General features: G+C 67.7%; 15 protein-coding genes. 7 read left to right on the top strand and 8 right to left on the bottom strand.

Annotated elements, in window-relative coordinates; all coding sequences use genetic code 11:
* Nucleotides 1-334 precede the first annotated feature (334 nt).
* Nucleotides 335-1180 (top strand): DUF559 domain-containing protein, encoded by an 846-nt coding sequence (locus tag LDO13_RS03620; protein WP_224048704.1) that lies wholly within the window; start codon nt 335-337, stop codon nt 1178-1180.
* On the opposite strand, the gene LDO13_RS03615 is transcribed toward LDO13_RS03620, so the two are convergent.
* Complete coding sequence (locus tag LDO13_RS03615; protein WP_160667531.1) at nt 1177-1752, bottom strand: cupin domain-containing protein; 576 nt, start codon at nt 1750-1752, stop codon at nt 1177-1179. The genes LDO13_RS03620 and LDO13_RS03615 overlap by 4 nt on opposite strands.
* A gap of 313 nt (nt 1753-2065) precedes the next feature.
* On the opposite strand from LDO13_RS03615, the gene LDO13_RS03610 reads away from it, so the two are divergent.
* On the top strand, nt 2066-3589 hold the full coding sequence (locus LDO13_RS03610; protein ID WP_224048703.1) for a sodium:solute symporter: 1524 nt from the start codon (nt 2066-2068) through the stop codon (nt 3587-3589).
* 101 nt (nt 3590-3690) lie between these two features.
* On the opposite strand, the gene LDO13_RS03605 is transcribed toward LDO13_RS03610, so the two are convergent.
* A complete protein-coding gene (locus tag LDO13_RS03605; RefSeq protein ID WP_224048702.1) occupies nt 3691-3924 on the bottom strand; it encodes a hypothetical protein in 234 nt (77 codons plus the stop codon).
* A 284-nt stretch (nt 3925-4208) separates the two neighbouring features.
* Here LDO13_RS03605 and LDO13_RS03600 point away from each other — a divergent pair, with 284 nt between their 5' ends.
* On the top strand, nt 4209-5381 hold the full coding sequence (locus LDO13_RS03600) for a VIT1/CCC1 family protein (RefSeq protein ID WP_224048701.1): 1173 nt from the start codon (nt 4209-4211) through the stop codon (nt 5379-5381).
* Entirely contained in the window at nt 5381-6289 is a 909-nt protein-coding gene (locus tag LDO13_RS03595) for a matrixin family metalloprotease (protein WP_224048700.1), read from the top strand. Before LDO13_RS03600 ends, LDO13_RS03595 begins: the two co-directional genes overlap by 1 nt.
* Before the next feature lie 4 nt (nt 6290-6293).
* Here the strand turns inward: LDO13_RS03595 and LDO13_RS03590 are convergent, their stop codons facing one another.
* Entirely contained in the window at nt 6294-7427 is a 1134-nt protein-coding gene (locus LDO13_RS03590; RefSeq protein WP_224048699.1) for a Rossmann fold nucleotide-binding protein, read from the bottom strand.
* Between the two features lie 9 nt (nt 7428-7436).
* The gene (locus tag LDO13_RS03585) at nt 7437-7937 is read right to left on the bottom strand and encodes an SRPBCC family protein (RefSeq protein ID WP_224048698.1); all 501 of its coding nucleotides are present in this window, start codon (nt 7935-7937) and stop codon (nt 7437-7439) included.
* 41 nt (nt 7938-7978) lie between these two features.
* Here LDO13_RS03585 and LDO13_RS03580 point away from each other — a divergent pair, with 41 nt between their 5' ends.
* The 3 genes from LDO13_RS03580 (at nt 7979) to iolB (ending at nt 10665) form a co-directional block, all read left to right on the top strand.
* Nucleotides 7979-8764 (top strand): gamma-glutamyl-gamma-aminobutyrate hydrolase family protein, encoded by a 786-nt coding sequence (locus LDO13_RS03580; RefSeq protein ID WP_224048697.1) that lies wholly within the window; start codon nt 7979-7981, stop codon nt 8762-8764.
* 159 nt (nt 8765-8923) lie between these two features.
* A complete protein-coding gene (locus LDO13_RS03575) occupies nt 8924-9664 on the top strand; it encodes a GntR family transcriptional regulator (RefSeq protein WP_224048696.1) in 741 nt (246 codons plus the stop codon).
* A 104-nt stretch (nt 9665-9768) separates the two neighbouring features.
* Complete coding sequence (gene iolB, locus LDO13_RS03570) at nt 9769-10665, top strand: 5-deoxy-glucuronate isomerase (RefSeq protein WP_224048695.1); 897 nt, start codon at nt 9769-9771, stop codon at nt 10663-10665.
* Between the two features lie 150 nt (nt 10666-10815).
* On the opposite strand, the gene LDO13_RS03565 is transcribed toward iolB, so the two are convergent.
* From LDO13_RS03565 to LDO13_RS03550, 4 genes are read right to left on the bottom strand one after another with little or no spacing between them, the layout of a single operon-like run.
* The gene (locus tag LDO13_RS03565; RefSeq protein WP_224048694.1) at nt 10816-11850 is read right to left on the bottom strand and encodes a Gfo/Idh/MocA family oxidoreductase; all 1035 of its coding nucleotides are present in this window, start codon (nt 11848-11850) and stop codon (nt 10816-10818) included.
* Nucleotides 11847-12641: a TIM barrel protein gene (locus LDO13_RS03560; protein WP_224048693.1), complete on the bottom strand. Its 795-nt coding sequence runs from the start codon at nt 12639-12641 to the stop codon at nt 11847-11849. Before LDO13_RS03560 ends, LDO13_RS03565 begins: the two co-directional genes overlap by 4 nt.
* Nucleotides 12641-13786 carry a Gfo/Idh/MocA family oxidoreductase gene (locus LDO13_RS03555; protein ID WP_224048692.1) on the bottom strand — a complete coding sequence of 382 codons (1146 nt, stop codon included), beginning with the start codon at nt 13784-13786 and terminating at the stop codon, nt 12641-12643. Before LDO13_RS03555 ends, LDO13_RS03560 begins: the two co-directional genes overlap by 1 nt.
* Nucleotides 13787-13820: 34 nt before the next feature.
* The gene (locus tag LDO13_RS03550; protein ID WP_224048691.1) at nt 13821-14735 is read right to left on the bottom strand and encodes an ATP-binding cassette domain-containing protein; all 915 of its coding nucleotides are present in this window, start codon (nt 14733-14735) and stop codon (nt 13821-13823) included.
* Nucleotides 14736-14740: the final 5 nt, after the last annotated feature.

Below are 14740 nucleotides of genomic sequence, written 5' to 3'. Positions count from 1 at the left end.
CTCTCCTTCGAGGATTGACCGACGGGTGTGACAGCCATCATACACTCGAAGTTGTCTCTTGTGCATCAAATGTTTACCTATGCTTCCTGGCGACGCCGGGTTCTGACGCTCCAGCCCAGTTACTTCCACCCGCAGGCCGCCCGCGCGGAGCGATTCCGCGGAATACCGGGTGTTGTGTTGGGCTGGGGCCGGTGCTGCCGAAAGTAACTGGGCAGGAGCGCGGCCCCCCTTTGCTTCGGGCGGGTGCCCCGAGCCACGAAGTTGTGGGCGTGACTTATCCAGATAGCCCAATCCGCCGGCACTCCCCAGCCCGTAGCGGCCGTGTACTGGGTGGATGGACCGCTTGGACTTCCTGACCCAGCTCGGCGGCGTCGCCCGGACCGGACAACTTTTGGCCGCCGGCTACTCCCGGACGGACATCTCCCGGCTTGCCACGATTGCCCGCCATCCCCGGCGCGGCGTCTTCATCCTCCCCGAGTGCCAACCCGAGTTCGAGGCCGCGATCCGGCACAACGCCCGGGTCAGCTGTGCGAGTGCGGCGGGACACTATGGCCTCTGGCTGCGGGAGGCCCCTAAGCAACCCCACCTCGCCTGCAACCACGGCCACGGCGGGGGCTTCATCCGGCACCGGACGGTCAGGTTCGACGGTCACCCCTCGCTGCCGCTGGCCGGGATCGAGGACGTGGTGCTCCATGCAATGACCTGCCTCGCTCCCCCGGCATCGACGGCCATCGCCACCTCTGCCATGCGCCTGCATGGCGTCCCGCTCGAGCTGTTGAAGGCCCAGCTCACGGCAGACCGGTCCGGCCGGGCCCTGAAAGCGCTGCACCAGCTGGATCTCCGGGCCGAATCCATTGTTGAGGTCGACGCCCAGCACCTGTTCCGGTCCAACGGAATTGGCTACGAGGCGCAGGTCTACCTGCCCGGAATCGGCCGGGTCGACTTCCTGATCGAGGGCTACCTGATTGTCGAGGTTGATGGCTTCGCGTTCCACTCCAGCCGCGAGTCCCTGCGCCGGGACCTCGGCCGGAACAACGCCTCAACCCTGAGCGGCTTCGCCGTGCTCCGGTACATGCCCGAGCACATCTGGTTCGAACCGGAACGCGTCCTGGAAGCACCCCGGAAGGGAGTAGCCGGGAAGGAACGCAGCCCAAACCTCAACCCGGGCCCAGGACCCTAGCGGCTCGCGGCGGGGACCAGCACCCAGAGGACCTCGACGGCTTCATCCGTCGGGTTCACCCACGTGTGCGGCTCACGGCCCGGGAAAGTCACGGTGTCCCCCGTGTGCAATTCGAATTCCTCATTGGTGAGGATCAGCCGGATGCTGCCGCGGACGACGTGGAGCACATCGACGTCGCAGTCCACCGCGTAGAGTTCCGACTCGCCGCGGCCGCGGGGCTCGATCACGGCCTGGATGATCTGCACGCGGCGTTCTGAGCGCGCGGTCAGCAGCCGCTCCACGATCCCCTCGCCGCCGAGCGAGATCCGCGGGCCTTCGTTCTTCTTGGTGAGATGCGTTTCGGGGGCGGCAAAAAGATCGCCGATCGAAATGGAAAGCACCTGGCACAGCGTCACAAGGGACGCCACCGAGGGAGAGGTAAGGTCGCGCTCGACCCGGCTGAGGAATCCCTTGGTCAACCCGGTCGCGTCGGCGACCTGCTCGATGGTGAGCCGCTGCGACTGCCGGGCGGCACGGATCCGGGAACCGATGGCAACGGGAACGTTGCTCGGTTCTACTGGTAGAGCCTTCATTTAGGAACCTTTCACGGCCGGCCGCTTGGCCCCATCGTTGGAGCAATACTAGCGGGACGGTGTCCCGTGGAGGCCGGATGTACCCGCGACGCGTAATGCGTCTTGACTGTTACCCGGGTCACAACATACTGTTTGGCAACAAGTGTTGCCTATGAGGCAATTGCTGCCGAATAGACACGGTGGAGTAACTTACCCAAGTGACATTTCCGCCGGCAATCCGTCACCGTACCCGTCAAGAAGCACCTGATTCTCCGGCGCCCTGTTGAGCGCCGGCCGGGTCAGCCCTGCTCCGAACAGCTCTGAGGAGCCCTTAATGGACGCAAGTTTCGTCAACATCGCCATTGTGGTGGTGTACCTGGTCGCCATGCTGGCGTTCGGGTGGTGGGGTAAGTCCCGCACCAAGAACAACAGCGACTTCCTGGTGGCCGGCCGCCGCCTCGGCCCGTTCCTGTACACCGGAACCATGGCCGCCGTCGTGCTCGGTGGCGCCTCCACCGTCGGCGGCGTCGGCCTGGGCTACAAGTTCGGCATCTCCGGCATGTGGCTCGTGGTCGCGATCGGCGTCGGCGTGCTGCTGCTCAGCCTGCTCTTCGCCGGCACGATCCAGAAGCTCAAGATCTACACCGTCTCCCAGATGCTGAGCCTGCGGTATGGCAGCCACGCCACCCAGACCTCCGGCATCGTTATGCTGGCCTACACGCTGATGCTCTGCGCCACGTCCACCGGCGCCTACGCCACCATCTTCGTGGTGCTCTTCGGCTGGGACCGCGCCCTCGCCATCGCCGTCGGCGGCGCGATTGTCCTGGTCTACTCGACCATCGGCGGCATGTGGTCCATCACTCTGGCCGACCAGGTCCAGTTCGTCATCAAGACGGTCGGCATCTTCCTCCTGATGCTGCCGTTTACGCTCAACGCCGCCGGCGGCCTCGACGGCATCCGTGCCCGCGTGGACGCCAGCTTCTTCCAGATTGACGGCATCGGCATCCAGACGATCATCACGTACTTCGTCGTCTACACCCTTGGCCTGCTGATCGGCCAGGACATCTGGCAGCGCGTCTTCACCGCCAAGACCCCCACGGTCGCCCGCTGGGGCGGCGCCACCGCCGGCATCTACTGCATCCTCTACGGTGCGGCCGGCGCCCTCATTGGCCTCGGCGCCCGCGTCGCGCTGCCGGACATCGACGTCAAGGCCCTCGGCAAAGACGTTGTCTACGCCGAGGTCGCCACCAACCTGCTGCCGATCGGCATCGGCGGCCTGGTCCTCGCCGCGGCCGTCGCCGCCATGATGTCAACGGCTTCCGGTGCCCTGATCGCCGCCGCCACCGTGGCCCGCGCCGACGTCCTGCCGTTCGTCGCGAGCTGGTTCGGCAAGAACATCAACACCGACGACACCGACAACCCGGAGCACGACGTCAAGGCAAACCGCATGTGGGTCCTCGGGCTCGGCATCGTGGCGATCGTCATCGCCATCATCACCAAGGACGTCGTCGCGGCCCTCACCATCGCCTACGACATCCTGGTCGGCGGGCTCCTCGTAGCCATCCTCGGCGGCCTGGTCTGGAAGCGCGGCACCGGCGTCGCAGCGGCCGCCTCCATGGCAGTGGGCTCGGTCATCACGCTCGGCACCATGATCATCCTGGAGATCAACGCCGAGGTGCCGCTGGACGGTATTTACGCCAACGAGCCGATCTACTTCGGCCTGCTGGCCTCCGCCGTGGTCTACATTGCGGTGTCACTGCTGACCAAGCCGACGGATCCCGCGGTCATGGCCAACTGGCACCGCCGGGTCGCCGGCGGCGCCGCCGAGGACGAACAGGTTCCTGTCCTGACGCACTAGCAGCCAAACATACGACGACGGCGGTGCTTCCCTTCCGGGAGGCGCCGCCGTCGTCGTTGGTTTCGTCAGTTTCGTCATGGTTAGGCCAGAGGGAGAGCTGCTTACTCCGGTTCTTCCGGCGGGCGGAATTCGTCCCCGTCCAGGGGCACCACCGGCTGGTCTTCCCCGAGGAAATCGTCTTTGTCCAGCGGGACCAGCCGCTCAGCCTCCTCGAGCAGTTCCTCCTCCTCGGTCTCCGATGCATCGACCGGGGTGTCCTCCGCGTAGTCATAGGCCGGATCGGATTCGACCGTATCCCTTGCCGGCTGGACGGGGTGGGATCCGCTGTTGTCCATGGTGCAACCTCCGTAGGGCCTCGGTGGCGGCAGCGGCTCCGGAGAACCCGCCGTGGCTTTCATTCGAACACCGCGGACCCGGACGGTCAAGGGCTCTACGGCCCGGGGACGGCCTGCGCACAGCCCGGTTTGCGCCCCGGCCCGGACCTACCCCGCGGCGCCCTACTTTTTACGGTCCGCCTAAACTCCCCGCTGAGGATCGCCAGCCGAAAATACGCGGAAATAAGCGGTACGCTGGAGACGCAATGGGGCCGAACCATGCCCTTTCAAGCCCAGGAGCTTCCGTGTCCCAGCACGCCACATCCGATCCGTTCAACACCGGACCCCGCCGCCCGGAACCCCTCCACCCCGCACCGCGCCACGAGGCGCCCGCCGCGGCACCGAGCTCCGCGGACATCAAGCGGTGGCGGCAGTATCTCGCCGACGAACGGGCCGAAGCCGCCGTCTACCGGGACCTGGCCCAGAACCGCAGCGGCGAAGAGCGCGCCATCCTCCTCGCTTTGGCCGAAGCCGAAGGCCGCCACGAAGCCCACTGGCTCCAGCTCCTCGGCGACCACGCCGGCCGCCCCCGCCCCGCCTCGCTTCGCAGCCAGTTGCTGGGCTTCCTGGCCCGCCACTTCGGCTCGGTATTTGTCCTGGCCCTTGCCCAGCGGGCGGAAAGCCGTTCGCCGTACGCCACGGATCCCTCCGCCACTCCGGCTATGGTCGCCGACGAGCAGATCCACGAGGAAGTGGTCCGCGGGCTCGCGACCCGGGGCCGCAACCGGCTGGCCGGCACCTTCCGCGCAGCCGTCTTCGGCGCCAACGACGGGCTGGTCAGCAACTTGTCCCTGGTCATGGGCATGGCCGCCTCCGGCGTAGGCAGTTCCGTGGTCCTGCTCAGCGGCGTCGCCGGGCTGCTGGCAGGAGCGCTGTCCATGGGCGCCGGCGAATTCATTTCCGTGCGCTCACAGCGTGAACTCCTGGCCGCGACCCGCCCCACCCAGATCACCCTGGCCGCCGCACCCTCGCTGGACATCGAACACAACGAACTCCTGCTGGTTTACCTGGCCCGCGGCATGTCGCGGGAGGCTGCCGAGCACCGCGTTGCGGAGCGGATGGGCCTGCGCGACTGCGACTGCGATCCCAGCCTGTCCCTGCAGCCGGAGGTCCCGGAAGCCCGTGACGAGCACGAAGCGGTCGGCACTGCCTGGAGCGCGGCGGCGTCGAGCTTCTGTTTCTTCGCTTCCGGGGCGATCGTGCCGATTATCCCCTTCGTCCTGGGCATGACCGGAATTGCGGCGCTCGCGCTGTCCGCCGCGCTCGTGGGCCTGGCGCTCCTGTTCACCGGCGGCGTCGTCGGGCTCCTGTCGGGCACCTCACCGGCAACCCGCGGCCTTCGCCAGTTGGCGATCGGCATGGGCGCGGCAGGCGTGACGTATCTGCTGGGCATGGCCTTCGGCGCCGTGGTCGCCTAGTGGAGGGTCCTGAGTTCCGGGACCGGTCACCGCGGCACAGCCGCTCCCGAGCCACATGGCGGATCCTCCGCGGCCTCGCGACCGCAGCCCTGATTGCCGGCGCCGCGTTCCTGGCCGCCGGTTTCATCTACGGGGATCCGCGTTTCGCCGGACTCTTCGAAGTCAGCCGCGGCACCGGCCCTGGCACGGCGATGGCAGGCCAGCCCGGCCAGCCGGCGTCGGCGGAGGCGGTGCGGACCGATACTCCCCCGCCCGGCGTCGAAGAGCAGGCCGAGCCGCTCGGACACCCGCTGAAACCGGCCGTCGCCAGCAGCTCGTACAGGTTCCTGGCCATGAACGACGACGGCACTCCTGTGGGCTATTCACCATGCCGGCCGCTGCACTACGTGGTGAACGCGGCACTGGCTCCGGAAGGCGCCGAGCGCCTGGTCGAGGACGCAATCAGTACGATATCCCGAGCTACCGGCATCAAGTTCGTCAACGACGGTGCGACCACCGAGGCGCCCTCCCAGACTCGCGCCCCCTACCAACAGGCCGCGTACGGGGACCGCTGGGCGCCGCTGCTGATCGCCTGGACCACCCCGGACCAGGCCCCGCAGCTCAAGGGTCCGGTGATCGGCACAGGGGGCAGCACCCACTTCAGCTTCGGTGACGGACCCAAGAGCTTCGTCACCGGAAGCCTGGAACTCGATGCCCCGCAGATCGCCGAGGACCTCGGCCAGCGGGATGGCGCCGCGTATGCCACCGCAGTGATCCTGCACGAACTGGGCCACGTGATGGGGCTGGAGCATGTGGACGACCCGGTACAGCTCATGTATCCCGAGATCGGCGCCCCGGACGGCCTGGCCGCCGGTGACCTGAACGGCCTGTACGAGCTGGGCAAGGCGCAGTGCCGCAAGGATCTCTAGGCGGCTAAGTGTCCAGGACGGCGAGCGCCTCTTCCACCGTGTCCACCAGGAAGATCCGGTTCTCCATCCCCCGTCCGGCCGCGAGGCTCTGCAACAGTGGCCACGCCGGGTAGCGCCGCAGCCAGTGCTCCTGCCCCACCAGCACCATCGGCATGATGGTCTCCGGCGTGCCGTAGTAGTTTTCGCAGGCGTCCTGGAAGATCTCCTGCACCGTCCCCCCGGAGCCGGGCAGGAACACGATGCCGCCGTTGCACAGCTCCAGGAGAATGGCCTCGCGGATGGCGTTGGCGAAGTACTTTGCAATGTGCGTGGCGAAGAAGTTCGGCGGCTCGTGCCCGTAGAACCAGGTGGGAACACCCAGTGAAGGCGTGCCGCCCGGATGGCGTTCGACGACGGCGGCGGCGGACCGCGCCCACGCCGAAACAGAGGGCCGGAACCCGGGAACCGCAGCGAGGTCGTCCAGGGCGCGCCGGAAGTCATGCTCTGGGGCATCGCTCAGGTAGGCGCCGAGGTTGGCCGCCTCCATGGTGCCGGGACCGCCGCCGGTGGCAACCACCCGGCCCTCCCGTGCCAGCAGCCGCCCCAGCAGCGCGGCCTCCTCGAACACGCCGGAACCGCGGTGCGCTGCGTGCCCGCCCATGACACCCACCATGGTCCGGCCGGCGCAGAAGTCCGAGCGCGTCAGCTCATCGAGGGCATCGCCGATCGAGTGGTCGTGCAGGGCCGCGGCCAGGGTCGCGTCCAGGCGATGGCGCTGCCCCGGCCGGATGCTCCACTGGTACACCCTGGCATCCGGGGTGTCTTCATAGCGCGAGTCGGCGATCCCCTCGTAGAGCTCCTGCGGGGTGTACAGCCGCCCGCGGTAGGGGTTGAACGGCACCGCCTCAAGCTTGGGGAAGATGAGGGCGCCGCGGCTGCGCAGTGAATCTTCCACGCCGGGGTCGAAGGTGCACCCGAGGAAGATTCCGCCCTGCGCCCGCATGGCCTCGAGCTGCGCCCTCCGTCCGCGGAGGTCCAGCGACTGGGCGTGCCAGCCCTGCATGGACCGCGACCCGGCCGCGACCAGCCGGTCGAAGCTGTCCAGGCTTTCGACCTCCAGCGTGCGCGGGCTGGGGTGCAGACTGCGGGCGGCACTCATCCGGGGCGCCTAGTGGAGTTGACCCGGGCCGGAACCGGATCCGGCGCCGGATGCGGCCTCGGAGGTCATGTAGGCGTCAAGTTTGGCGAGGGTCTTCTCCAGGTTGGCAGGGTGCCGCCGCAGGTAGCCCGCGAGCCGCAGGAAGAATTTGCCGCGGACCAGCCGGGCGTCCCATTGTTCCGTGACAAGGGTGCCCGGGTTGCCGGCGTCATCCGTGACGGGCTCCAGGAGATAGCGCCAGACATGGCCGTAGAAGTGCCGCCACGCGATCCGTCGGCCTTCCTCGAACTCGCAGACGGTGTTCAGGATCTTGTAGTCCAGCTTCATGTTCATCTCCATGCCGAACTTGGCACCAAGCGCGAGCCGCTCGGGGCCGCGCGGCTGGGCACCCTTGACGGTGTCGGAGCCATCGATCACGCTGTGCAGTGCCGGCGTGGCGAGCACCTCGAAGATGGCTTCCGGAGCGGCCGCGATGAAGCGGCTGCGGGACACGAGATATCTGTTCGTCATCCGGCAATCCTAGCTCCGGCCGATCTGATGCAGAATAAATCATGCAGACTCCGCCCCTCCCCCGCAGCAGCCGGCCCCGCATCGGCATTCCCGTCCGGCTCAGCAGCTCCGCGGACCCGGATCCGCGGGTGGCGGAGGCCAACGGGCTCTTCGACTACATCGTGGACCTGGTGCGCGACGGCGGCGGCGAACCGGTGCTGCTCACGTCACCGGTAGAGCCTCTCGAGGCGCTCGACGGCGTCATCCTGCCGGGCGGTGGAGACCTGGACCCCGGGCTCTACGGCGAAGCGCCCGGTGACGCCTGCTACGACGTCAGCCACGCCCAGGACGAACTGGACCTCGCCGTCGCGCGGCGGTCGATCGGCGCCGGGCTGCCGGTGTTCGGCGTCTGCCGGGGGCACCAGTTGGTCAACGTCCTCTACGGCGGCACCCTGATCCAGGACATGGATCCGGGAACCGTGGCGCACCGGGAGCCCGCGCCCGTGCACGGGGCAGGCCCGTGGGCCTGGCACGCGGTCGAGGTGCGGGGCGGAACCAAGGTGGCCGGACTGTACGGTGCCAACCGGGACGGCGCCCAGGTGGACGCCGAAGGTGGGAACCCCACCAATATCACCGTCAAAATTGCCTCCGGCCACCACCAGGCAGTAGCCAGGGTCGCCAAAGGACTCATAGTGACAGCGGTGGCCGAGGACGGGACCATCGAGGCGCTGGAGGACCCGGAGCGCTGGGTCGCGTCAGTGCAGTGGCACCCCGAGGCACTGGAACTCCCGGCCGCAGAACGGCTGGCACCGTTCCGCGCCTTTGTGGAGATCTGCCGGGGACGATAGATCCACGTATTTTGTCCTGACACCACCCGCTACCCCTGATAGCATTTACTTAGGTAGTATGTCCTATCAAGAGAACATACGCCGGACTAGTGAACGGCGGCCCCACCGGGTTTCCGGTCCGGGGCACAAGGGAGCGCTTGAACAGTGGCTATACAAAAAGTGGCTAATCAACTTAATCTCAACATCGACCGGTCCTCCCCGATACCTCTCTACCACCAAGTGGTCCAGGGCATCGAGGCCGCGATCCACGGCGGTGTCCTCCCCCCGGGCAGCCGGCTCGACAACGAGATCGACCTTGCCGCCCAACTGAACCTCTCGCGCCCCACCATGCGCAAGGCCATGGACGAGCTGGTCCGCTCGGGCCTGCTGGTGCGCAAGCGCGGCGTCGGCACCCAGGTGGTTTCGAGCCAGGTCCGGCGCCCCCTTGAGCTTTCCAGCCTCTTCGATGACCTCAGCAACAACGGCAGCAAGCCCACCACGGACGTGCTGAGCTTCTCCCATGACGAGGCCGACGCCGCCACCCGGGCGGCACTCCAGCTTCCCGCCGGCGCGAAGGTCTACCACTTCACCCGGCTCCGGAAGGTCGGCGGGAAACCGCTGGCCCTGATGGAGAACTGGGTCCGCGATGACATCACCGCCATCGACGAAGCGCTCCTGGGCTCACAAGGCCTCTACGGGATCCTGCGCAACGGCGGCGTGAACTTCCGGCTCGCCTCACAGCGGATCGGCGCCATGATCGCCAACGACTACCAGGCGGCACTCCTGGAAACCACCCCCGGCTCGGCCCTCGTCACCATGGAGCGCACTGCGGTGGACGACACCGGGCGCCAGGTGGAGACCGGCCACCACGTCTATCGCGCCGATTCCTACAGCTTTGAAATGACGCTCGTCCAGCGCTAGGCGCTGCCCGCGCCGGACTCCCTGGGAACTGCCCGGCGCACTGAAGCTCCCCACCCGCATACACCCGCGCCTTCCTCCGGCGCAGCAACGAAAGGGCAGAACTCATGGCCAACTGGGTCTATCCGCTCGGCACCGCCACCCAGGGAAAATGGGACGTCTCGATTGGCACGTCCGATTCCACCGTGGAGGTGGAGGGCTGGGCCCACACAGGGCTGAAAGTCGCAACGCTGGGGGCGGCGGCCGCCGTCGAACTTCCCGCCGCGGACGAGGAACGCATCATGGTCCCGCTGAACGGCTCCTTCACGGTGTCGGTTGAGGGCGGGGAGTACCGGCTGGCCGGCCGGGACAGCGTCTTCAGCGGTCCCAGCGACGTCCTCTACACGGGAACCGGCAAGGCCGTGACCATCAGTTCGGCCGACGGCGGACGCGTGGCCGTGGCCACAGCTCCCGCAAGAGCGTCCTACCCCACCCGCCTCATCACGGCCGCCGAGACGCCGGTGGAACTGCGCGGAGCCGGCAACTGCTCCCGCCAGGTCCACAACTTCGGCACGCCCGCGGCGCTGGAAGCGGACCGCTTCATCGTCTGCGAGGTCCTGACCCCGGCCGGCAACTGGTCCTCCTATCCCCCGCACAAGCACGACGAGGAAAAAGACGGCGAGACCAGCCTCGAGGAAATCTACTACTTCGAAACCCGGGCCGCGCAGGGCCACCCTTCGCGGCCGGGCCTGGTGGACGCGATCGGCTACCAGCGGGTCTACGCCTCAGACGAGCGGCCCATCGACGTCTCCGCGGAGGTGCGGACCGGCGACGTCGTGCTGGTGCCCTACGGCTGGCACGGCCCGGCCATGGCGGCACCGGGCTACGACTTGTACTACCTCAACGTGATGGCGGGCCCCGGCCCGGTCCGCGACTGGCTCATCAGCGACGACCCGCACCACGGCTGGATCCGCCAGACCTGGGAAGGCCAGGACATCGACCCGCGGCTGCCGTTCGGCGCCTGAGAGGGCCGCCTGAACGGCACTCCTGAACTGCGCGGTCCCCGCGGAAGCCAGAGAACCCCGGAGCCATGAGGGCTCCGGGGTTCTCTGTCTTCTTCGGCGCTCCACCCCGGTGACGGAACCGGGGTGGAGCGCCCCGTTCAGAGCGCCCGTTCAGTGGGCCACGGTCTGGACCACGCGGACCGGCACGCCGGTGGCGAGCGATTCCTGGGCGGCGTCCGCCACGCGGGAGGCAGCTACGGCATCTTCCGGGGTGCAGGGGTTCTCCCGGCGCCCCAGGATCAGCTCCACGAAAGCCGCCATCTCGGAGCGGTAGGCCTGGTCGAAGCGCTCGGCGAAGGTGCGGTGGGGCTCCCCGGCCGGGAACGAGATCCCGGCTTCGGCCGAGGCCAGCGCCGTTTTGTCGTCCAGGCCGACCATCAGCGAACTGCGCGAGCCCTGGATTTCCAAGCGCACGTCGTGGCCGGCACCGTTGTACCGGGTGGCCGAGACCGTGCCGACGGTGCCGTTGTCAAACGTCACCAGCGCGAGGGCCGTATCCACGTCGCCGGCCTCCCCGATGGCGGGATCCCCGTTGTTGGAGCCCCTGGCATAGACCTCGACGATTTCCCGGCCGGTGAGCCAGCGCAGGATGTCGAAATCGTGGACCGAGCAGTCCCGGAAGAGCCCGCCGGAGCCGGCCAGGAACTCGACCGGCGGCGGCGTCATGTCGCACGTGACGGCGCGCAGCGAGTGGATCCAGCCAAGCTCGCCGGCCTGGTAGGCACGCCGGGCCGCCTGGTAGCCGGCGTCGAAGCGGCGCTGATGGCCGATCTGGACCACTCCTTGCCGCTCCCGGATGTAGTCGAGCACCGGCAGGGCGTCCGCCACGTTCAGCGCCACGGGCTTCTCGCAGAAGACCGGGATCCCGGCGTCCACCCCGGCCTTGATCAGGTCCGGGTGGGTTCCGGTCCCCGTGGCGATGACGAGCCCGTCCAGCCCGGAGGCGAGGAGCGCCTCCACGGACGGAACGAACTCGGCACCGAGTCCGGCGGCTATGGAGCGGGCGTGGTCTTCGGCAACGTCCGTAAGCCGGAGCCGGACGTTGATGCCCTGCGGATTCAGGACGTCGTTGAGCGAGGCGATGTTGTTGGCGTGCATGACGCCGATCCGCCCTACTCCGACCAGTCCGAGGATGACGTCTTTCATACTTGTGCTCCCGTGTGTAGTGCGGGCACGGTGAATGCTGCCCGGAAGGCCTCGAGGGCCGCGTTGCTGTCGCCGCTGGCCCAAGCTTCCATGCCCACGGTGCCGTCGTAGCCGGCCTCCGCGAGCGCCGTGGCGACGCCCGCATAGTTGATCTCCCCGGTTCCGGGCTCGCAGCGCCCGGGAACATCCGCCACCTGGATTTCGCCAAGGTACGGCAGGGCGTTCCGGACGAGCTCGATCAGGTTTCCCTCCCCCATTTGGGCGTGGTAGAGATCAAGCATGAGCCTCGCATTCGGGTGCCCGGCGGCCTGCACCAGTGCCAAGGTGTCTTTGGCACGGGCCAGCGGGATGCCGGGGTGGTCGAGGATGGTGTTGAGATTCTCGAGGCAGAAGGTCAGCCCGTACCTCTCGCCGAGCTTGCCCAGTCGTTCCAGGGTCCGGGCGCCGGTGGTCCACATCTGGCCGGTGGCACGGTAGACCGGGCGGGCCGCCTGGCCGTCGATGAGTTCTGCCGGGTGCACCACCATCCGGCTCACGCCGAGCTCCAGGGCGGTGGGGATCAGCGACTCCGCCGTCCGGACGACGTCGTCGGCCGTGTCGGGATCCACGAGGCTGCCGGCGGTGTATCCCGTCATGGAGGAAAACACCGCCCCGGTGGCCTTCAGGGCACCAATGTCCTTGGTCCGGGAGTCCCAGAGTTCGACGTCGAAGCCTGCCTCGTGGATCCGCCGCACCCGCTCCGTGAACGGGAGGTCGGTGAAGACCATTTCCGCGCAGACGGCAAGACGCATCAGAGGACTGCCGTCTCTTTGACGGACCCCGTGGCGGCGGCCACCGTGTTGACTGCCACTGCTTTGACTGCCACTGGGGTCCCGCGCTTGACCGATTCGATGCAGGCAAGCGCCATGGCCAGCGCCCGCCGGGCGTCCGCTGCTCCGGGCGTGAGCGAGTAAGCGGCCGACGACGGCACGGTATCGTCACTGCGGCCGTCACGCCGTGCGCGCACGGCCTCGGCGAAGTCGGAGAGTTCATCCGTGTACGCCTGCCGGAAGAGCTCCACGTTGAGCCGCGGAGTGTCGGCCGACATCCCGTCTGCGGTGTACCGGCGCGTCGCGGTTTCCGTGGCACGCCCGGCCTGCACCATGCCCTTGGAGCCAAAGACTTCCCCGCGGATGTCGTAGCCATAAAGGGCGCTGAAGTTTGCCTCGGCCACGGCGATGGCACCGTTGCTGTAGCGGATGGTGACGACTGCCGTGTCCAGGAAGCCCTGGTCGCGCAGTCCGGGTTCCACGAGCGCGTCGGCAATGGCGTAGACCTCCACCGGCTCGGCGCCTTCGTTGAACCAGTTGAGCGTATCGAAGTCGTGGATCAGGGTTTCCAGGAAGACGGTCCACGCCGGGACCCTGGCCGCGTTCGGGATGCTTCCCGTGCCCGGATCCCTCGTCAGCGAGCGCAGCAGCTGCGGCGTCCCGACCGTTCCGGCGGCCAGATCCTTTTTGGCGGCCTGGAAGTCCTCCGCGTACCGGCGGTTGAAGCCGATCTGGAAGTGCACCCCGGCTGCCTCCACGGCGGCGAGGGCGGCGTCGAGTTCATCGAGGCCCAGTCCGGCCGGCTTCTCGCAGAAGACGTGCTTGCCGGCGGCGGCGGCCTGGGCGATGAGCGAGGAGTGGAAGCGTGCGGGGCTCGCGATAATCACCGCGTCGATCTCCGGGTCGGCAAGGATGTCGGCGGCGTCGGCCGTCACCTTGCCGGCACCGAGGACGGACGCCAGCGCGGCGGCGGACTCAACATTGGGGTCTGCGATGGCCGCGAGCTCGGCGCCGGGGACCCGGCGGGCGATGCTCTCGGCGTGGAAAGCGCCCATCCAGCCCGAGCCGATCAGCCCGATCCTCACGGGCAGGGTGGCGTCGGACGGGGTGCGGTTCAGGTAAGCCAAAGGCTTTTCCTTTCGAAAATCGGGACGGCTGGTGCTAGTAGGACTTGCCGGTGGTCTGGGCCACGTCGGCGACCTCGCTCTTGACTTCCTTGACGATGTCGCTGTGGCCGCCAAGTTGTTCGAGTTCGTGCGCGAGTTCGGCGAGTTCGGCGCCGCCGGCCATTTGGGCGGTGAGCTCGTCGAGGGTGATGTCTTTTTTGTCGTAGTAGCCGATTGATTTGCCGCGCTTGAGCAGCAGGAACCGGTCGCCGACCGGGAAAGCGTGGTGCGGGTTGTGGGTGATGAAGATGACCCCGAGGCCGCGGTCGCGGGCCTGCAGGATGTAGCGGAGCACGACGCCGGACTGCTTCACGCCCAGGGCCGCGGTGGGCTCGTCGAGGATCAGGACCTTCGCGCCAAAGTACACGGCGCGGGCGATCGCGACACACTGGCGTTCACCGCCGGAGAGCTGGCCGATGGGCTGCTCCACGTCGCGCAGGTCGATGCCCATCTCGGCGAGTTCCTTGAGCGTGATCTCCTTCATCTTGTCGACGTCCATGCTCTTGAACGGGCCGAAGCCGGACGTCAGTTCGGACCCGAGGAAGAAGTTCCGCCAGATCGGCATCAGGGGCACGACGGCGAGGTCCTGGTAGACGGTGGCGATGCCGGCGTCCAGTGCGTCGCGGGGGGAGGAGAATTTGCGTTCCTCGCCCATGATGTTCAGGATCCCGGCGTCGTGCTGGTGCAGGCCGGCGATGATCTTGATCAGTGTGGACTTGCCCGCACCGTTATCGCCAAGCACGCAGGTCACACGGCCGTTGTCGACGGCCATAGTGACGTCGGACAGGGCGATGATGTTGCCGTAGTGCTTGCCGACCCCCTCGAGGGAGAGCAGGTGCACCGGGGTGTGGGTGAGGGGGTCTTTTTCGTTCTGGAGCAGCGTCTGCTGGTCGATTTCGTTGGCATTCATTTCTC

The sequence above is a fragment of the Arthrobacter sp. NicSoilB4 genome (assembly GCF_019977335.1).
In the GTDB taxonomy this organism is placed as follows: Bacteria; Actinomycetota; Actinomycetes; order Actinomycetales; family Micrococcaceae; genus Arthrobacter.
The sequence above is the reverse complement of the archived record's forward strand: the minus strand, read 5'-3'. Positions and strand labels throughout refer to the sequence as shown.